The organism is Sphingobium sp. AntQ-1, from assembly GCF_028538045.1.
GTDB lineage: Bacteria > Pseudomonadota > Alphaproteobacteria > Sphingomonadales > Sphingomonadaceae > Sphingobium > Sphingobium cupriresistens.
Window position 1 is genome coordinate 2,778,876 of sequence record NZ_CP117158.1, and the last position, 19,389, is coordinate 2,798,264.

Sequence of the window (19,389 nt, forward strand, 5' to 3'; positions counted from 1 at the left end):
GACGGGCTTTCCACTTGATGGACGATTGTACAGAATGTTTCCGCCATGCAAATATGGCCTGTCGAACAATATTGCCGGCGCGGTGAACGGAAACGCCTTGGAAAGCCGGGCTTCAATCTGATAGCGCAATAATATGCCCAGCACACCCGCCGCCGCCGCCCGCCAAATTCTCGTTCGCCTGCAGGAGGTGATGGCCGCGCGCAATAGCGCCCAGGCCAAATTGAACAAGGTGGTAGAGATTATCGGCGAGTCGCTGTCGAGCGAGGTCTGCTCCATCTATCTGGTGCGCGAGGGCGTGCTGGAGCTGTTCGCGACCCGCGGGCTGAAGCAGGAGGCTGTCCATGTCACCCGCATGGCGATGGGGGAGGGGCTGGTCGGCCTGATCGCCACCAATGTCGAGACGCTGAACCTGGACGAGGCCGCGTCGCATCCCGATTTTTCCTATCGCCCCGAAACCGGCGAGGAATTGTTCCACAGCTTCGCCGGCGTGCCGATCGTACGGCGCGAGCGCGCCATCGGCGTTCTGTGCGTGCAACATGCCGATCCGCGCAAATATGAGGAAGTGGAGATCGAGGCGCTCCAGACCGTCGCGATGGTGATGTCCGAGCTGATCGCCAATGCTGAGCTCGCCGATGACGGCCCGGCCGACCAGCGGGTGACCGACACCGGCACGACCATGTTGCACGGGTTGCAGCTGGTGATGGGCATGGCGCGCGGCCATGTCGTGTTCCACCAGCCGCGCGTCCATATCGAACATACCGTCGCGGAGGATACCGAGGCGGAGCGGCAGCGCGTCATTTCCGCCTTCACCAAGATGCGCGAACAGATCGACCGGATGACCGGCGCGGCCGAGTTCGGCATGGAGGGCGAGCATCAGGAGGTGCTCGAAACCTACAAGATGTTCGCCTATGACGAGGGCTGGACGCGGCGCATCAACGAGGCGATCGACAGCGGCCTGACCGCCGAGGCGGCGATCGAGCGGGTGCAGCAGCGCACGCGGATGCGGATGCGGCAGATCGACGATCCGCTGCTTTCCGACCGGATGCACGATCTGGAGGATCTGGCCAACCGCCTGCTGCGGATCGTTTCGGGGCAGTTGGGTACGGCGGCGCAGATGGGGCTGCGGCAGGACGCGATCCTGATCGCGCGCAATCTTGGGCCGGCGGAGCTGCTGGAATATGACCGCCGGCGGCTGAAGGGCGTGATCCTGGAGGAAGGGTCGCTGACCGCGCATGTCACCATCGTCGCGCGCGCCATGGGCGTGCCGGTGCTGGGCCGGGTGCGCGACATTCGCCATCTGGTGAATGAAGGTGACCTTGTGCTGATGGACGTCGGCGCCAATGCGCTGTTGATCCGCCCGACCGCCGACATGGAGGAGGCGTTCGAGAATAAATTGCACGTGACGCAGAAGCGCCGCGCCGAGTTCGTCGCGATGCGCGACCTGCCGTCGGTGACGGCGGACGGGCAGCGGGTCGAGCTGATGGTCAATGCCGGATTGCGCGAGGATGCGCAGGCGCTGGACATGGTGGGCGCAGACGGGATCGGGCTGTTTCGCACCGAGTTTCAGTTCCTGGTGTCGGCCACGTTGCCGCAACGTGAGAAGCAGCAGCGACTTTACAAGGATGTGCTGGATGCGGCGGGCGACCGGCCCGTCATCTTCCGCACCGTCGATATCGGCGGCGACAAGGCGCTGCCCTATATGCAGCGCGACGATGACGAGCATGAGGATAATCCGGCGATGGGCTGGCGCGCGCTGCGGCTGGCGCTGGACCGCGACGCCCTGATGAAGGCGCAGGCGCGGGCGTTGCTGGAGGCGAGCGCGGGCAAAATGTTGCACGTCATGTTTCCGATGGTGTCGGAGCCGTGGGAATATGAGGAAGCGCGCGCGCTGGTCGAGCATCAGCGCGAATGGTTGCAGGCGCGCAAGAAGAAGCTGCCGATCGCGGTGCGTTATGGCGCGATGCTGGAGGTGCCGGCGCTGGCCGAAGTGCTGGATATCCTGCTGCCCAAGCTGGATTTCCTGTCGATCGGGACCAACGACCTGACCCAATTCCTGTTTGCCGCCGATCGCGCCCATCCCAAGCTGGCGGAACGCTACGACTGGCTGAGCATCGCGATCCTGCGCTTCCTGGACCGGGTGGTGCGAACATGCCACGACTATCAGGTGCCGGTCGGCGTGTGCGGCGAAATGGGCGGGCGCACGCTGGAGGCGATGGCGCTGGTCGGGCTGGGCGTGCGCCGGCTGTCGATCACGCCCGCGTCGGTCGGGCCAGTCAAGGCGATGATCCGCGCGATCGATGCGGAAGAGTTGCGCACGCTGATGCGGGAGTTGCTGGACGACGGGGTCATCGACATTCGTGGACGGTTGACCCGATGGGCGATTGAACGGAACATCGAACTGAGCTGAAATGGGCGGACGCGGCGTTGACAACGCCCGTCCCGCAATGAGACAAGGCCGGCCATCACAGGTCGCGGAGCAGCATGGCAGACGAACCAGAACTCGAAACCGGCGCACAGGGCGCGCCGGAAGCGCAGCCGTCAACCCCCGGCGCCAAGCTGCGCGCCGCGCGGGAGGCGCGGGGCCTTTCGATCCAGGATGTCGCGACCCGCACGCGCATCGCCCAGCGTCAGTTGGAAGCGGTCGAGCGCGACGATTATGCGGCCCTGCCGGGCATTCCCTATGCCGTCGGGTTCGCCCGCGCCTATGCCCGCGCGGTCGATCTGGACGAGGTGGCGATCGCGGCGCAGGTGCGCCATGGCGTGCATAATAGCGACATGGGCGCGCGGTACGAGGCGTTCGAGCCGGTCGATCCGGCGCGCGTGCCGCCCCGCCGATTGGCATGGGTCGTGCTGGCGATCGTCGTCGTGCTGATCGCGGGCTACACCATCTGGCGGACCCAGTTGATGACGTTGCCGACCGGCGAAGAAATCGCCCAGGAGCAGGCCCAGCCTGCGGCCGCGCGTCCCGCCGGCGCTGACCCCGTCGCGCCCGCCGCCCAGCCGGTAGTGTTCACCGCTATCGACGACGTCTGGCTGCGCATCTATGACGACGCAGGCGAGCGGTTGAAGGACGGTCTGCTGAAGAAGGGCGAGAGCTTTACCCTGCCGTCGACCGCCAATGGGCCGATGATCCTGACGGGTCGCCCTCAGGCGCTGAGCGTGACAGTGGGCGGCAAAGTGATGCCGCCGCTTGGTGCGGCCGATCGCACCATCGCCGACGTGCCGGTCAGCGCCGAAGCGCTGCTGGCGCGGGGCGAAGCCCCGGCGGAGGCCATGCCAGCGCGGGGAACGCGCCCGTCTGCGGCGCCGTCACGTCCTGCGCAACGGCGCACCGCTCCTGCGCCTGCGTCCAGCGAGATCAGCGCGCCGCCTGCCCCAGCCGCGGTTGCGCCGGCGGGCGACGGCGCCGCTGCGCCGCAGCCCTGACGCGCGCCGCCGGGGGTGACGGGCGACGTCGCGCTTTACCGCGCGAAATATCGCCTTATGGTTAAGCCAGGAATATCAGTCGGGGATCATCATGCGTAACGCCCTTCTTGCGACAACGGCGGCTTTGCTGGCCGTTGCCATGCCTGTCATGACCCTGCCCGCCGCTGCGCAGAACGCGCCGGTGGAGGTGCGGGTCGACCGGCTGGAAAAGGAAATGCGCGCGGTGCAGCGCAAGGTGTTTCCAGCCGGAACCCCGATCGAGGCGGAAATCAGCCGTCCGGCCACGCCGACGATCGCGCCGGGATCGCCCGCCTCCACCCCGATCGCGGACCTGACCGCACGGGTCGGCGCGCTGGAATCGCAACTGGCGTCGGTCACGGGGCAGGTGGAGCAGAATAGCTATAAGCTGCGCCAGTTGGAGGAGGCGTTCAACAAATATAAGGCGGAGACTGACGCGCGTATGGCGCCCGCCGCCGAAGCGCCGCCGGTGCCGGCGCCTGTGGCGGCAGAGGTTGCGCCCGTCACGCCCCGTTCCGCAGCGCCCAAGCCAGCCTCCAAGCCGGCTCCGGTCGCCGCACCGCCGGTCGCGAGCGACGCGCGCAAGACCGCCGTCGCAGCGGTCGAGCACCCCGACACCGGCGATGCGGCGGATGACGCCTATACTTATGGTTTCCGTCTATGGGACGCGAAATTCTATCCTGAGGCGCAAGGCCAGCTAAAGGCGACGGTCGAGAAATATGGCGACAGTTCAATCGCCAGCAAGGCGCAGAACCTGCTGGGCCGGGCCTATCTGGACGATGGCAAGCCGGCGCTGGCGTCGGTCGCCTTCTATGAAAATTACCAGAAGCGTCCGCGCGGCGACCGTGCGCCCGACAGCCTGGCCTATCTGGGCGACGCGCTGATCCAGCTCAAGAAGCCGGCCGATGCGTGCAAGGTCTATCAGGAACTGGAGCAGGTCTATGGCGAGAGCCTGTCTTCCTCCCTGCGCGGCATGATGACCGCGGGTCGCGCCAAGGCGAAGTGCAGCTGACCAACGAAGCGACCGCGCTGGTGGCGCGGCTGGACGCGGTGACGCGGACGCTGGTCGGGGACGACCCGGCGGCGCGTTTCGGCGTCGCGGTGTCGGGCGGGCCGGACAGCATGGCTTTGCTGTGGTTGGCCGTGCGCGCCTTTCCGGATCGCGTGGCGGCGGTGACGGTCGATCATCGGTTGCGCGCAGACTCGGCGGGGGAAGCGGCCATGGTCGCGCGCTGGTGCGCCGATCAGGACATCGCCCATGCCACGCTGACGCCCGACCGGCCGGTGGCGGGCAATGTTCAGGCTTGGGCGCGGGCGCTGCGCTATCGGTTGATCGAGGCGTGGCGGGCGGCGCAGGGGATCGATTGGATCATGACCGCCCACCATGCCGACGACCAACTGGAAACCATGCTGATGCGGCTGAATCGCGGGTCGGGCGTCGGTGGGCTGGCCGGCGTGCGGGCGCGGTCGGAGGCGGGCGCGGGCCGGGTGATCCGTCCGCTGCTGGGCGTGCGCAAGGCGGCGCTGGAGGCGCTGGCGCAGGTCGAGGGGCTGCCCCATGTCCATGATCCGTCCAACGCCGATCCGCGCTTTGACCGGGCGGCGCTGCGGAAGGCGTTGGCCGATGCGTCCTGGCTGGACGTCCAGGCGGCGGCGCGCAGCGCGGCGGCGCTGGCGGAGGCGGACGAGGCGATCGACTGGAGCGTGGCAGCGCTGGCGGCGGCGCATGTGCGGGCCGACGGGGCGGGGTGGCGGCTCGCGCGCACCGATGTTCCGCGCGAATATCTGCGGCGGTTACTGTCGCTTATGCTGGAACGGGCCGGGTGCAGGCCGCAGCGTGGCGATAGCCTGGATCGCGCTATTGGAGCCGCCATGGCGGGCAGGCAGATCAGTTTGGGCGGCTGGCTATTGAAGGGCGGGGCGGTGTGGACGCTGCATCCTGCACCGCCGCGGCGGACGTTCTAGAGATCGTTACGGAAAGGTTCCGCGGATTGTCGCGATCCCCCCACGCTTCGCCGATTTGACGCGGCGCAATGACCTTTCCTTAATCGCTGTCATGGCTATCCTGCGCGCTTTATAGCGGGGAATATGGTGCATGGTGGAGTTTGCGGCACTGACCTATGGCCTGTTGGCCAGTGTCATTCTTTCGGCGGCGCAGCGTAATCGCAAGCGGGGGCGCCCGCATCCGCCGCTGCTGCTCTATGTCGGCTATCTGCTGTGCGGTCTGTCGGGCGGCGTGGCGTTGGCGCTGTCCTATGTTGCGCTGACCTTGCTGGGCGCGGTCTGAACGACGGCTAACGGCGCATGAAATAGCGGGCGGAACGCGGCGGCGCGCGCTTGCGCTTTTGTCGGCGCGCCCTATCTTGGCCGGTGAAAGCGAGTGATGATGAACGACGAAAAAGACCCGCAGGGCAATCCCTGGATCAAGAGCGCCATGATTTGGGCGGGCGTGATCGTCGCCCTGCTGATGTTCGTGTCGCTGTTCGACAGCCGGACCGCGTCCAGCGCGGGATCGGGCATCGCCTATTCCGAATTTCGGTCCAAGGTGCAGGAAGGCCAGGTCAAGGACGTCGCGATCGCGCCGGACAAGATCAGCGGCACCTTGTCGAGCGGGCAGAAGTTCACGACCGTGCCGGTCAATGATCCGGGCCTGACCAGCCTGCTGGACGATAATGGCGTCAAATATTCGGGCCAGGCGCAGGACCAGCCCAGCTTCTGGCAGATTCTCATCTATCAGTCGCTGCCGTTCCTGCTGATCCTGGGCATCGCTTTCTTCGTGCTGCGCCAGATGCAGAAGGGCGGCGGCGCGGGCGGCGCTATGGGCTTTGGCAAGTCCAAGGCCAAGCTGCTGACCGAAAAGCATGGCAAGGTGACGTTCGATGACGTCGCCGGTATCGACGAAGCGCGCGAGGAGTTGCAGGAAATCGTCGAATTCCTGAAAGATCCGACGAAGTTCGCGCGCCTGGGCGGCAAGATCCCCAAGGGCGCTTTGCTGGTCGGTTCGCCCGGCACCGGCAAGACGCTGCTGGCCCGCGCGATCGCGGGCGAGGCGGGTGTTCCCTTCTTCACCATTTCCGGTTCCGACTTTGTCGAAATGTTCGTGGGCGTGGGCGCCAGCCGCGTGCGCGACATGTTCGAACAGGCGAAGAAGAACGCGCCCTGCATCGTCTTCATCGACGAAATCGACGCGGTCGGCCGCCATCGCGGCGCGGGCCTGGGCAATGGCAATGACGAGCGCGAGCAGACGCTGAACCAGTTGCTGGTCGAAATGGACGGCTTCGAGGCCAATGAAGGCATCATCATCGTTGCGGCGACCAACCGCCCCGACGTGCTGGACCCTGCGCTGCTGCGGCCGGGCCGGTTCGACCGTCAGGTCGTCGTGCCTCGTCCCGACATCGACGGGCGCGAGAAGATTTTGGCCGTGCATATGAAGAAGGTGCCGCTGGCCCCTGACGTCGATCCCCGCGTGATCGCGCGCGGCACGCCGGGCTTTTCTGGTGCGGACCTCGCCAACCTTGTCAACGAAGCGGCGCTGACGGCGGCGCGGCGCGGCAAGCGACTGGTGGCGATGGACGAGTTCGAATCGGCCAAGGACAAGGTGATGATGGGCGCGGAACGCCGTTCCATGGTCATGACTGACGACGAGAAGAAGATGACCGCCTATCATGAAGCGGGCCACGCTATCGTGTCGGTCCATGAAGCCGCGTCCGACCCGATCCACAAGGCGACGATCATCCCGCGCGGCCGCGCGCTGGGCATGGTCATGCGCCTGCCGGAACGGGACAGCTACAGCTATCATCGCGACAAGATGCACGCGAACATGGCCGTCGCCATGGGCGGGCGCGTCGCTGAGGAAATCATCTTCGGCTATGACAAAGTGTCGAGCGGCGCGTCTGGCGACATCCAGTACGCGACCAAACTGGCGCGCGACATGGTCACCCAATGGGGCATGTCGGACAAGCTGGGGCCGCTGCAATATGAAGAGCAGCAGGGCGAGACGTTCTTGGGCTATTCGCAGAGCCAGCGGGTCCATATGTCCGACGAGACGGCCAAGCTGATCGATGCGGAAATTCGTGGACTGGTGGAAAAGGGCTATGCCCGTGCGCAGGAATTGCTGACGGGTCACGAGGACCAGTTGCACCTGCTGGCCAACGCGATGCTGGAATATGAGACGCTGAGCGGCGAGGAGATCAAGGCGCTGCTGGAAAAGGGCGAGATCACCCGCGACGACGGCACGACGATCAAGCCTTCGGTGATTCCGGCGGCGGGTTCCTCCATCCCGCGGACACGCAAGCGCAAGGGACCGTTCGGTGAGGCGAGCCCTGCTGGGGCCTGAGGGCTGTCATTGGGTCAGGGAAAGGGGCGTGGCTGAGGCTGCGCCCTTTTTCGTAGTCGGGTGCTGACGGCCAGAAGCGGACCTTGTTCCCCCTTGCGCCGGCAGTAAGGGGTTAGGGGGTGGGCTTGCGCAACGAGCGATTGCTCATCCCGGCGTGACTAACGCGCTCCGCGCAATACTATAATCGCGCGAAGAGGCAGAGGCGCGGAGAAGGTTGGATGGGGGTCTTGCGGCGGCTCTCCTATCGCTGCCAAGATGGCAGACATATCGCCGCTCGCGACTTTCGCCGGTAATGGCGCGGCGGCCTTCGGCCTCCACAATAAATCCCCCAAAGGGTCTGGCCGTGCGCGCCCATAGTGGTTACATGGGCCGCCACAAATCCCCCGGAAGCGCCGTCTTTTTCGGCGTCGGTTCCGCAGCAGAAAGTGGCTTTTTCCATGGATATCCGCCTCGGCCTCACCTTTGACGACGTGCTGTTGCAGCCCGGCGAATCCGATGTGCTGCCCAGCCAGGCGGACACGTCCACTTTCGTCACGCGCGAGATCAAGTTGAACATCCCGATCCTGTCGTCGGCGATGGACACGGTGACCGAGGCCGACATGGCGATAGTCATGGCGCAGTTGGGCGGGATTGGCGTGTTGCACCGGAACATGACCGTCGAGGAGCAGGCGGACGCCGTGCGCGCGGTCAAGCGGTTCGAGAGCGGCATGGTGGTCAACCCGATCACCATCCTGCCCACCGCGACGCTGGCCGACGCGCAGATGCTGATGCAGCGGCACAAGATCAGCGGCATTCCGGTCGTGGAAGCCAATGGCAAGCTGGTCGGCATCCTGACGCATCGCGACACGCGCTTTGCGGAAAATCCCAAGCAACCGGTCAGCGAGCTGATGACCAAAGATAACCTCGCCACGGTCAAGGTCGGCGTGGGCCAGGAAGAGGCGCAGCGGCTGCTGCACCAGCGCCGGATCGAAAAGCTGCTGGTGGTGGACGAGGGCTATCATTGCGTCGGCCTGATCACGGTCAAGGATATCGAGAAGGCCGTTACCTATCCGCAGGCGACCAAGGACGGGACGGGCCGCCTGCGCGTCGCCGCCGCGACGACGGTCGGTGAAACGGGGCTGGAGCGCAGCCGGGCGCTGATCGACGCGGAATGCGACCTGATCGTCATCGATACCGCGCACGGCCATAGTACCCAGGTGTCGGCTGCCGTCGAGGCGGTGAAGAAACTGTCCAACCATGTGCAGGTGGTCGCGGGCAATGTCGCCACCGCCGAAGCGACCAAGGCGCTGATCGGCGCGGGCGCGGATTGCGTGAAGGTGGGTATCGGGCCGGGGTCCATCTGCACCACCCGCGTTGTCGCGGGCGTGGGCGTGCCGCAGCTGACGGCGGTTATGGACTCCGCCGAGGAAGCCGCCAAGCAGGGCGTGCCGGTAATCGCCGATGGTGGACTGCGCACTTCGGGCGATCTGGCCAAGGCGCTGGCGGCCGGCGCGGGTTGCGTCATGGTGGGATCGCTGCTGGCCGGCACCGCCGAAGCGCCGGGCGAGACGTTCCTATACCAGGGCCGCGCGTACAAGAGCTATCGCGGCATGGGCAGCGTAGGCGCGATGGCGCGCGGGTCCGCCGACCGCTATTTCCAGGCGGACATCAAGGACCAGATGAAGCTGGTGCCAGAAGGCATTGAAGGCCAGGTGCCGTTCAAGGGACCGGCCAAGGATGTCATCCACCAGTTGGTCGGCGGCGTAAAGGCGGCGATGGGCTATACCGGCAGCGCCACAATCAAGGATTTGCAGGAGCGCGCGCGCTTCGTGCAGATCACCAATGCCGGGCTTTCGGAAAGCCATGTCCATGACGTGACGATCACGCGGGAAGCGCCCAATTATCCGACGCGGTAAATCCTCCCCGACACGGGGAGGGGGACCGCTGGCGAAGCCAGTGGTGGAGGGGGATAGCCTTTCCTCACGACCTTCGTTGAGTGACTTTTTACGACTTTTCATGCAGCTATTTCCAGAAATGTCGCGTTTGCCGCCCGCCCCCTCCACCAGCCTCTGGCTGGTCCCCCTCCCCGTGTCGGGGAGGATATGACCCCGTCCGCTCGTATTCAGGCTGCGATCGATCTGCTGGACGCCATCATTGCGTCGGCGCGCGATGGCGGGCCGGCGGCTGATACGCTGATCGCGCGCTATTTCAAGGAAAGGCGCTATGCCGGGTCGCGGGATCGGCGGGCGGTGCGCGACCATGTCTATGACGCGATCCGTCGCGCGGCGGAGCGGCCGGAGACAGGGCGCGCGGCGATGATTGGCGTGGCGCTGGAGCGGCCGGACATGGCTGCGCTGTTCGACGGATCGACCCATGCACCCTTGCCGATCGAGCCGGGCGAGACGGGGGCTGAGGCGGGCGCGGTGCCAGAATGGCTGCAAGGCTTGCTGGCGGACAAGGTGGAGCAGGATGCGCTGCTGGGCCGCGCGCCTGTGGATTTGCGCGTCAATCGGCTGAAGGCGACGCCGGAGGCGGTCGCGCCTGCGCTGCCCGATGCGACGTCGATCGCCGGCCTGCCCGACGGGCTGCGCCTGCCCGAAGGCTTTCCCGTCGAGCAGCAGGCGGCGTGGAAGGACGGGCTGGTCGAGGTGCAGGACGCCGGCAGCCAGTGGATCGCGGCGGCGTGCGGGGTGCAGCCGGGCATGACGGTGGTCGATCTGTGCGCCGGGGCGGGTGGCAAGACGCTGGCGCTGGCGGGCGCGATGGCGCGGCGCGGGACTTTGGTCGCCGCTGACACGATCCGGTCGCGGTTGGCGCGGCTTGAACCGCGCGCGGCGCGTGCGGACGCGACCTTCATCGAGACGCTGTTGCTGGACCAGAGTCATGAGGCGCGGGGGCTGGAGAGTTTGAACGGCCAAGTGGACGTGGTGCTGGTCGATGCGCCCTGTTCGGGCACTGGCACCTGGCGGCGCAACCCGGAGGCGCGTTGGCGGCTGACGCAGGCGCGGCTCGACCGGCTGGTCGCGGAACAGGCCCGCATCCTCGATTTTGCGGCGCCCCTGTTGGCGCCGGGCGGGGCGCTGGTCTATGCGACCTGCGCGCTGACCGAGCGCGAAGGGCGCGGGCAGGTCGACGCCTTTCTGGCCCGCCATGCGGGGTGGACGGCGGAGCCGATCGACCTGCCCGTCGGCCGGGCGCATGGCGCGGGGCTGCTGCTGACGCCGGGGCATGACGGCAGCGACGGCTTCTTCTTTGCGCGGCTGCGCCGGGAGGGATGAAACAGGCCATGGACAAGCGCCCGCAAAATCGCGACACTTGGGGCGTGGGCTATGGGCCGAAATCAGCGCCTGAAACATGGCTGGAGATATTAATGCGTTTTACCCCCGCCTCGATTGCGCTCGCTATCGTCCTGACCACCGTGTCGAGCGTAGGCCTGAGCCAGAAGCCGGATAGTCAGATCAGCCCCCAGTCGGTCGAATGGCAGAAGGCGGGCGAGGCCGCGCACAAGGCCGGCAATCTGGAAGGCGCGACGGATGCGCTGGAAAGCGCGCTGGCGATCGATCCGCGCAACCGCGCCGCCTTTGTCGAACTGGCCGAAGTCGCACGCGCGCAGGGGCTGCAGGGCAAGGCGATCCGCCTTTACAAAGAAGCGCTGCTGCTTGACCCCACCGATGTCGCCGCGCTGGCCGGGCAGGGCGAGGCGATGGTCGAAAAGGGCGCGATCGCCAAGGCGAAGGATGTGCTCGCGCAGGCGCAAGCCTTGTGCAAGGGCGACTGCGCGTCGGTCGGCAAGCTGGCCGCGGCGATCCAGAAAGGGCCGCCCGCCGTCGCGATGACGAGCAAGGACGCGGTGACCGTGCCCAAGGCGGCGCCGACGCAAACGCCTTAACGCGCTTTGACTTCGTCGGGTTAGCCCGGCAAGGCCGTTGGGCGGGCGCATGAGGCGCGCCGCTGAACCGCGGGCAGCCCATGCACTTCACAGATTTCGACGTCGACCTGTTCCTGCGCGATTATTGGCAGAAGAAACCGCTGCTGATCCGCAATCCGTGGGCGGCGTGGGTGAACCCGCTGGAACCGGACGAACTGGCGGGTTTGGCATGCGAGGAAGGCGTCGAGTCGCGGCTGATCGGCCAGGGCGACGGGCGCTGGATGGTCGAACATGGGCCGCTGCCCGAAGACCGGTTCGGCGCGATGGGCCGCAGCCCCTGGACATTGCTGGTGCAGGCGGTGGACATGCATGTGCCGGCCGTCGCCGCGCTGGTGGCGCCGTTCCGCTTCATCCCTAACTGGCGGATCGACGACGTGATGGTCAGCTACGCCACCGACGGCGGCGGCGTGGGCGCGCATTACGACCAATATGACGTGTTCCTGATCCAGGGGCTGGGCCGGCGGCGCTGGCAGGTGGGCGGGCGGTGCGACGCCGATACGCCGCTGATGCTGCATGAGGATCTGCGCCTGCTGGCCGATTTCCAGTCCGAAGCCGAATGGGTGCTGGAGCCGGGCGACATCCTCTATGTGCCGCCGGGCGTCGCGCATAATGGCGTGGCCGTAGGCGACGATTGCATGACCTATTCGGTCGGCTTTCGCGCCCCGTCGCGCAGCGAACTGGTCGAGCAATTTTGCGCCCATGTCGTCGGCGGCATGGATGATGACGACCGCTATGCCGACCCGGATCTGATGACGCAGGCCAATCCGGGCGAGATCGGCGCGGCGGCGCTGGCGCGGTTGCAGGCGATGGTCGGCGACGCGCTGAGCGATCGCGCGGCCTTCGCCCGCTGGTTTGGGGAATATAGTAGCGAGCGTAAATATCCCGAACTGGACTTCCGGCCGGAAGAGCCGATCGCGGTCGAGGATGTGCGGGAACTGGTGGAGGAGGGCGTCGCGCTGTGCCGCAATCCGGCGAGTCGCTTCGCCTTCGTGGCGGCGGGGGAGGGCGCGGTGACATTATTCGTCGATGGCGAAAGTCATGATTGCAGCGGCGATGTGGCGGTGCTGGCCCGGCAGATTTGCGCGGCGGACAGCGTCCTGATCGATCCAGTGCTGATGGAGGCCGATGAAGCGATGGCGTTGGTGGTCACGCTCTATAATGAAGGTAGCGTCAGCTTCCTGACCGAGGATTGAGCGATTCGCACGCGACTCAGCATTTGCGCGCGCAAGCGGCGGTTCGGCTCGCAGGAGGCGGCCCTGGCGGCGGCGTTGGAGGGGAGCGTGCCGCTGCGGACCTATCGTTGCGACCGGTGCGACCAATATCATCTGACCAGCCGGACCAAGGGCAAGCGTTTGTTACGCCTGCCCGGTAATGCCGATCAGCCGACCTGAACCTCGCGCCATTCGCCCGGTTGCAAGCCATCGAGCGTCCAGTCACCGATGCGCCAGCGGACGAGGCGCAAGGTGGGATGGCCGACCGCGGCGGTCATGCGGCGGACCTGCCGATTGCGGCCTTCGCGGATAGTGAGGCTGATCCAACTGTCGGGAATCGCCTTGCGCACGCGGATCGGCGGATTACGGGGCCAGAGGTCTGGCGCGTCGATCCGTTCGACATCGGCCGGTCCAGTAAGACCGTCCTTGAGGCCCACGCCGCGGCGGAGCGTGGCGATCGCGGCGTCGGTGACGTCGCCCTCGACCTGCGCCAGATAGGTTTTCGCGGTTTTATATTTGGGATCGGCGATGCGCGATTGCAGCCGGCCGTCGTCGGTCAGCAGCAACAACCCCTCGCTATCGCGGTCCAACCGGCCGGCGGGATAGACGCCCGGCACGGCGATGCAGTCGGACAGGGTCGCGCGCGCCGTGTCGGTGCCGCGATCGGTGAATTGCGACAGCATGTCATAGGGCTTGTTGAACAGGATCAGGCGGGACATGGGGTTTCCAGACAATGCTTCGATACGAGCCTTCGACAGGCTCAGTCTCTACTCAGCACGAACGGATGGGCTGAATATCGGCTTGGGATTTAACGGCTCAATATCCGTGCGATGGCGACAAATTCCTCGACGCTGACGGTTTCGGCGCGGCGTTGCGGGTCGATACCGAGATTGTCCAGTGCGTCGAGTGCGCCGGGCAGGCCTTTCAGGCTCTGGCGCATCATCTTGCGGCGCTGGCCGAAGGCGGCGGCGGTGAGGCGTTCGAGATATTTGAGCTGCACCCCGTCGGGTGCCAGCCTGGGGGTGATGTGGACCACGGCGGACATCACCTTGGGCGGGGGGGTGAAGGCGCTGCGGTGGACCTTCATCGCGATCTTCGCGTCGCTGCGCCATTGGGACAGGACGGCCAGGCGGCCATAATGGTCGGATCCGGCCTTGGCGACGATGCGCTCGGCGACTTCCATCTGGAACATCAGCGTCAGGCTGGACCACCAGGGCAGCGGCCCCCATTCGGCGGATAGCCAGCCGACGAGCAGCGGCGTGCCGACATTATAGGGGAGGTTGGCGATGATATGGGCGCCGTCGCCCGCCTCGGCATGGGCGTCGACCGCCATCGCGTCGCCGGAGATAACGCGGAGCTGGCCGGGGAAGGCCTCCTCCAGTTCGGCGAGCGCGGGCAGGCAGCGGCGATCGCGCTCGACCGCGACCAGCCGCGCCCCGGCGCGCAGGATCGCGCGGGTCAGGCCGCCAGGGCCGGGACCGACTTCGAACGTCGGGGCGTCGGCCAGCGCGCCGGGAATGGCGGCGATCCGGTCGAGCAATTGTTCGTCGAGCAGGAAATTCTGGCCTAGCGCCTTGCTGGCGGCAAGGCCGTGGCGCGCGATCACGTCGCGGAGCGGCGGCAATATGGGGCGGGTGTCAGCCATGGGCGATGCGGGCGCGCGCGGCTTCGGCCGCCATCTTGAGCGCGGCCATCATCGCGCCGGGATTGGCGCTGTCGGTGCCGGCGATGCCGAAGGCTGTGCCATGGTCGGGCGATGTGCGCACGATCGGCAGGCCCAGCGTGATGTTGACGCCTTCGTCGAAATAGAGCGTCTTGATCGGGATCAGCGCCTGATCGTGATACATGCAGAGCGCGGCGTCATAGGCTTCGCGGGCGCGGGCATGGAACATGCCGTCGGCGGCGAGCGGGCCGACGATATCGAGGCCGTCTTCGCGGAGCAGATCGATGGCGGGACGGATCACGTCGATCTCTTCCCGGCCCAGCGCGCCATTTTCGCCGGCATGGGGGTTCAGACCCGCTACGGCGAGGCGCGGGCGGACGATACCGAAATTGCGCTGCAATCCCTTGGCGGTGGTCAGCGCACGCGCGCGGATCAGGTCGATGGTCAGCACCGACGGCACATCGGCCAGCGGGATATGGATGGTGATTGGCACGACTTTCAGCGACGGTCCGGCCAGCATCATCACCGCATTATGGAGCGACACGCCGCAGCGTTCGGCAACGAATTCGGTCTGGCCCGGATGGGTGAAGCCGACGCCATATAGCTGTTCCTTGCCCACCGGCGCGGTCACGATCCCGGCGGCGGACCCTTGCCGCGCGAGGCCGACCGCGACTTCGAGCGCCTGGAACGCGGTGCGCGCGCCGTCGATGCTGGGGCTGCCCGGCACGATTTCGCCCGCGTCGGCGACCTGAAGGCAAGGCAAGGCCGTGCCGAACGCGTCGGCGGCTTCCTCCGGCGCGCCGATGATCGTGATCGGTCCCAGCCATACCGCGCGGAGCGACGCGGCGTCGCCCACCGCGAAGAAGGGCGGCAGGCCGCGCGCTTCGCGCATCACCCAGCTTTTCGCGACGATCTCCGGCCCAATTCCGGCGGGATCGCCGAGCGACACCGCAAAGGGCGCGAGAGGCGCGACGTCAATTATATTCGATGACCGCATCACGACGAAGGTCACGCAGGTAGATGCGCGCGCGCTTGTTGACCCGTTCTTCTTCCAACTGCGCCTGGATTTGTTCGGCGTTGGGGGCGTTGGCTGACACCGGATCGTCGCGACCGCAAACCACCAGCACGCGCACGCCATCGTCGATCGAGCCAAAAGGCGGAGTCGATTCGCCGACCTGCAGATTAATCAATATGTCCTGCAACTGCGGCGGCAGGTCGCGCACCTTGACATTGTCGTTATCGACCACGTCGGCGCCGATCTTCGCCCCGACCTCATTCGCCTGGCCGCACCCCTTGATCTCCTTGATCGCGGCGGCGAAGCTGGCGGCCTTGGCGCTGGCCTGTTCCTTGGTCGTTCCCTTGGGGAAAAGCACGGAAAGCTGTTTCAAGCTGAGCAGCGAATCGCGCGGATCGGCGGTCAGGACCTTCCGTTTGTCCATGACATAGACCAGTGACACGCCGCCCACGGTTTCGATCGGCCCAGCGATCTGGCCGACCTGCATTTCCGCAGCGGCCTGCGCCAGTTCGGGCGGCAACTGCGCGGGGCGGACCCAGCCCAGATCGCCGCCGACCGCTGCGGTCGAGGCTTCGGAAAACTGTCGGGCATAGGCCGGGAAGCTGCCGCCCTTTTGAATCTGCTCGATGATGTTGCGCGCGTTGGCGACGATCTGCGCGCGATTTTCCGGGGTCGCCGACAGATAGATTTCGCCGATCCGATATTCATCGCTGCCCTTGGCGGCGTTCAGGCGGTCGACCACCGACTTCACTTCGTCTTCCGACACGTTGACGAACGGTTGGATGTTGCGGCGTTGCAGACGGCTCCAAGCCAGTTCGCCCTCGATCTGGCGCTTGATGCTGGCGGCGGAGCTGCCCTTTTCGCGCAGATAAGCGTCGAACTGGGTCGGCGACTGGCGGAAATTGGCCGCCACGCGCTCATAGCTTTGCTGGACTTCTGCCGGATCGACCTTGATGTCGTTGGCGGCGGCTTCCTGGATCTGGAGCGTTTCGTCGATCAGGTTGCGCAGAACCTGGACGCGCAGTCGCTCCTTCTCCGCTTCCTCCACCTTGCCGCCATTGGCGGTGATGATGAGCGCGAGGCGCTGGTCAATGTCCGTACCCGTGATGATCCGGCCGTTGACGATCGCCGTCGCCTTGCGGACATTGGGGTCGCTCTTGCCAAAGACGGTCACGTCCTTGGGCAGGTTAAGTTGCTGCGTCGCGACATCGCTGCCGTCATCGACCGTCTGGGCGAGAAGCGGCTGGACGCCGACACTGATCAGCGCCGAAGACAGGAGCAGGGTGCGAAGGCCCGAACGGACGCCATGAAACAGGCTGATGGGCGAGGAAGCGACAGGCAGCATCGTCGGCAAAAATCTCCAATACGAACCGGCGCGTGATGCGCTGGTCCGCCTTAACCAGTCCTGACGGTAGGCGGGAGCCTGTTCCTTATATGCCAATATTGCGGAAAGCTAGACGTAGCTGGAAGCCATTGCCCTTTCGCGCGTCGCCATTGGCCTGATAGTCGCGGCGCCAGGTGAGGCCGAGGGTCAGGCAATCATCCTCATAGGCGACGCCAAGGCGGTGGCGAACGGGTTCGTAGCCGTCGGACGTGCTGTTCGGCGCTTCCTTCGCATCGGTTAGATCGATAACGGTCGAACCGAACACCGACCAGAAGCGGGCGAACTGGATGCGACCGCCCAGGCGCAGTTCCTCGCGGTCCTGCAAATCCTCCAGCCCCGACGCCACATCGCGGTTCAGGCGCAGATAGCCGACCATCGCATAGGTTTTCTTGGTGCCGACGGTCGCGTCGATCTCATTGCGGCGGACGGCCAGATTGTCCTTGTCCACGCGATAGCGGTGAGTGAGGGCAAGGAAATCCTTATAGCGGACGGTGGTGCGGCCGACGATGTCGGACGTGCGGTCGGACAGGCCGGTGCCGTCGGGCAGGATGGCGGGGCGATTGTCGATCCGGTAACTCTGGCCGACATTGGCGTCGAGCGAGAAGTCGGGCAGCGCCAGGCTATATTCCAGCCCATAGGTGATGCGGGTTGAATCCTCGAACCGATCATAGCCCGCGAAACGATTGAGCGCGAAGAGGTTGCTGTCCTCCAGATCGACGGCGCGGGCGTCCTCATTGGGCAGCGACAGGTTGGCCAGATGCGGCGCGGCGACGATCTGCACGCGCGGGGCGATGCGCTGCACGCCGCCAAATGCTTCGCCGACGAAGGGCCAGCGCATGTCGACCGCGGCGGCGGCGATCCCGCGCGCCTGCCAGCCGGGATCGCCGGCATAGCTGACCACTGATGTCAGCGCGTTGTCGCTGCTGTGATAGACGTCGCCGCGCAGATAGCCGGTGAAAGTGACTTCCTGCCCCAGCCCGGTCAGCGTGCGGAGGCTCCATTCCGCCGCGGCGAAGGCGCGCTGCGTATCCTGACCGCTGGTGCGGGTGATGGCCAGCGTATTGGCCTGCAACTGTAGCACGCCGCCCAGCAGCGGGTCCTTGAGCCGCAGGCGATAGTCGATGACCGGCAGCGCGATCGGCGTTTGCCCCTGCGAATCGCCTTGGCGCAGGGTCTGCACCGTCCAGCCGCGAATCGAGAAATAGCTGTCATCGCCAATCCGCTGCGCGCCCAGCGTCGAGCGCAGCCGATCGTCGCGGCTGATGTCGTAGCGGCGCAGGAAGGTGCGGTCTGTGGCGAAGCGGATCGACCCGTCGAGGCTCCATTCGGGCGACAACTGCATCTTGCCGCTGGCGTCTAGATAGCCGCGAATATCCTTTTCGGATGCGGCCGGGGTCGTGCCCGCGCTGCTGTCGCTGGTGGCGACGCGGCTGCCATGGGTGATGAAGCCGGTGACCTGATAGGCGCCGCGATCGTAGAGATGGCGGTAATTGGCCTCCAGCATCGGCAGCGTGTCGGTATAGACATGCGGCGTGACGGTGATGTCGCGATTGGGCGCCAGCTTGAAATAATAGGGCAGCGCGACTTCGAAGCCGTTATTGCGGTCATAGCGCAGATTGGGCACCATCAGGCCGCTGCTGCCGCCATCGCCGACCGGGTGGGACAGGCCGGGCAGCGGGATCAGCGGCAGACCGAACAGTTCGATATTGGCGTTCTTGTACGTCACGCGCTGCCGCACCGGGTCGTAGATCACACGGATGGCGTTGATCTGCCAGGTGGGCTCCTTGGGACAGCCATGGCTGTCCTCCACCGCGCAGCCGGTATAGGTGGCGCGGTTGAGCGTGTAGACGCCGTTGGCGCGCGTGCCCTTGACCGACGCCAGGCGGCCGCCCGACTGAAGCACGAGCAGCATATTGTCGACCGCGCCGTCCTTCAGCGTATCGGTGACGTCGATGCGGTCGCCATAGGCGATATTGCCTTCAGGATCGATGATCGACACATTGCCGATCGCCTCCACCTTGCCGCTGGTGCGGTTCCACACGATCTTGTCGGCGCGCAGGCGGTTGCCGTCGCGCAGCAACTGCACATTGCCGTCGGCGGTCACGATTTCGCTGTTGCTGTCATATTGCAGCGCATCGGCGGCAAAGCCGATCTGGTCGTCATTTTCCGGCATCGGCGCGTCGGGCGCGCTGATCGGGGCGGCAGGCTCGTTCAGCTGCTGCGCCAGCGCTGCGGGGGCCAGCAGGAAGCCGGGCAACGCCGCGCCAGCCAATAAGGCATGGCGGACAGGGAAAGGGAACAGGACGGTTTGCAAGCGGTGGGGCCTCATCAACGGGGCGCATATTGCCGTCCCGCCTATCGCACTGATTGCCGGTCCGCAATCGCCCGTCGCGCATCTTTGGCCGGAAATCGGTCGAACGGCTTTGCCA

15 protein-coding genes are annotated in these 19,389 nt (G+C 66.1%); 10 read left to right on the forward strand and 5 right to left on the reverse strand.

The features are described 5' to 3' along the window. The first annotated feature begins 133 nt into the window (after window positions 1-133). The 10 genes from ptsP (at window position 134) to sphantq_RS13930 (ending at window position 12,880) form a co-directional block, all read left to right on the forward strand. Window positions 134-2,407 carry a phosphoenolpyruvate--protein phosphotransferase gene (ptsP, locus tag sphantq_RS13885; RefSeq protein WP_066600613.1) on the forward strand — a complete coding sequence of 758 codons (2,274 nt, stop codon included), beginning with the start codon at window positions 134-136 and terminating at the stop codon, window positions 2,405-2,407. Window positions 2,408-2,481: 74 nt separating this feature from the next. Next, the gene (locus tag sphantq_RS13890; RefSeq protein WP_272798762.1) at window positions 2,482-3,426 is read left to right on the forward strand and encodes a helix-turn-helix domain-containing protein; all 945 of its coding nucleotides are present in this window, start codon (window positions 2,482-2,484) and stop codon (window positions 3,424-3,426) included. Window positions 3,427-3,517: 91 nt separating this feature from the next. After that, window positions 3,518-4,456 carry a hypothetical protein gene (locus sphantq_RS13895; protein ID WP_272798763.1) on the forward strand — a complete coding sequence of 313 codons (939 nt, stop codon included), beginning with the start codon at window positions 3,518-3,520 and terminating at the stop codon, window positions 4,454-4,456. Further along, entirely contained in the window at window positions 4,447-5,409 is a 963-nt protein-coding gene (gene tilS / locus sphantq_RS13900) for a tRNA lysidine(34) synthetase TilS (RefSeq protein ID WP_129926485.1), read from the forward strand. The genes sphantq_RS13895 and tilS overlap by 10 nt, the downstream gene beginning before the upstream one ends. Window positions 5,410-5,539: 130 nt before the next feature. Further along, a complete protein-coding gene (locus tag sphantq_RS13905) occupies window positions 5,540-5,731 on the forward strand; it encodes a hypothetical protein (protein WP_066600622.1) in 192 nt (63 codons plus the stop codon). 99 nt (window positions 5,732-5,830) lie between these two features. After that, the gene (gene ftsH / locus sphantq_RS13910; RefSeq protein ID WP_272800235.1) at window positions 5,831-7,780 is read left to right on the forward strand and encodes an ATP-dependent zinc metalloprotease FtsH; all 1,950 of its coding nucleotides are present in this window, start codon (window positions 5,831-5,833) and stop codon (window positions 7,778-7,780) included. Between the two features lie 437 nt (window positions 7,781-8,217). Beyond that, window positions 8,218-9,675, forward strand: coding sequence for an IMP dehydrogenase (guaB, locus tag sphantq_RS13915; RefSeq protein WP_066600625.1), 1,458 nt, complete (start codon window positions 8,218-8,220; stop codon window positions 9,673-9,675). Between the two features lie 186 nt (window positions 9,676-9,861). Beyond that, window positions 9,862-11,037, forward strand: coding sequence for an RsmB/NOP family class I SAM-dependent RNA methyltransferase (locus sphantq_RS13920; RefSeq protein WP_272798764.1), 1,176 nt, complete (start codon window positions 9,862-9,864; stop codon window positions 11,035-11,037). 92 nt (window positions 11,038-11,129) lie between these two features. Further along, entirely contained in the window at window positions 11,130-11,648 is a 519-nt protein-coding gene (locus sphantq_RS13925; protein WP_066604944.1) for a tetratricopeptide repeat protein, read from the forward strand. A gap of 80 nt (window positions 11,649-11,728) precedes the next feature. Then, window positions 11,729-12,880: a ribosomal protein uL16 3-hydroxylase gene (locus sphantq_RS13930; protein ID WP_129926482.1), complete on the forward strand. Its 1,152-nt coding sequence runs from the start codon at window positions 11,729-11,731 to the stop codon at window positions 12,878-12,880. A gap of 185 nt (window positions 12,881-13,065) precedes the next feature. On the opposite strand, the gene sphantq_RS13940 is transcribed toward sphantq_RS13930, so the two are convergent. From sphantq_RS13940 to sphantq_RS13960, 5 genes are all read right to left on the reverse strand, one after another. Beyond that, the gene (locus sphantq_RS13940) at window positions 13,066-13,617 is read right to left on the reverse strand and encodes a pseudouridine synthase (RefSeq protein WP_066600631.1); all 552 of its coding nucleotides are present in this window, start codon (window positions 13,615-13,617) and stop codon (window positions 13,066-13,068) included. Between the two features lie 89 nt (window positions 13,618-13,706). Continuing rightward, window positions 13,707-14,543 carry a 16S rRNA (adenine(1518)-N(6)/adenine(1519)-N(6))-dimethyltransferase RsmA gene (rsmA, locus tag sphantq_RS13945; RefSeq protein WP_272798765.1) on the reverse strand — a complete coding sequence of 279 codons (837 nt, stop codon included), beginning with the start codon at window positions 14,541-14,543 and terminating at the stop codon, window positions 13,707-13,709. After that, a complete protein-coding gene (gene pdxA, locus sphantq_RS13950; protein ID WP_272800236.1) occupies window positions 14,536-15,558 on the reverse strand; it encodes a 4-hydroxythreonine-4-phosphate dehydrogenase PdxA in 1,023 nt (340 codons plus the stop codon). The genes rsmA and pdxA overlap by 8 nt, the downstream gene beginning before the upstream one ends. Continuing rightward, entirely contained in the window at window positions 15,536-16,921 is a 1,386-nt protein-coding gene (locus sphantq_RS13955; RefSeq protein ID WP_066600637.1) for a peptidylprolyl isomerase, read from the reverse strand. The genes pdxA and sphantq_RS13955 overlap by 23 nt, the downstream gene beginning before the upstream one ends. An 85-nt stretch (window positions 16,922-17,006) precedes the next feature. After that, window positions 17,007-19,274 carry an LPS-assembly protein LptD gene (locus sphantq_RS13960; protein WP_443021480.1) on the reverse strand — a complete coding sequence of 756 codons (2,268 nt, stop codon included), beginning with the start codon at window positions 19,272-19,274 and terminating at the stop codon, window positions 17,007-17,009. Between the last annotated feature and the right edge of the window lie 115 nt (window positions 19,275-19,389).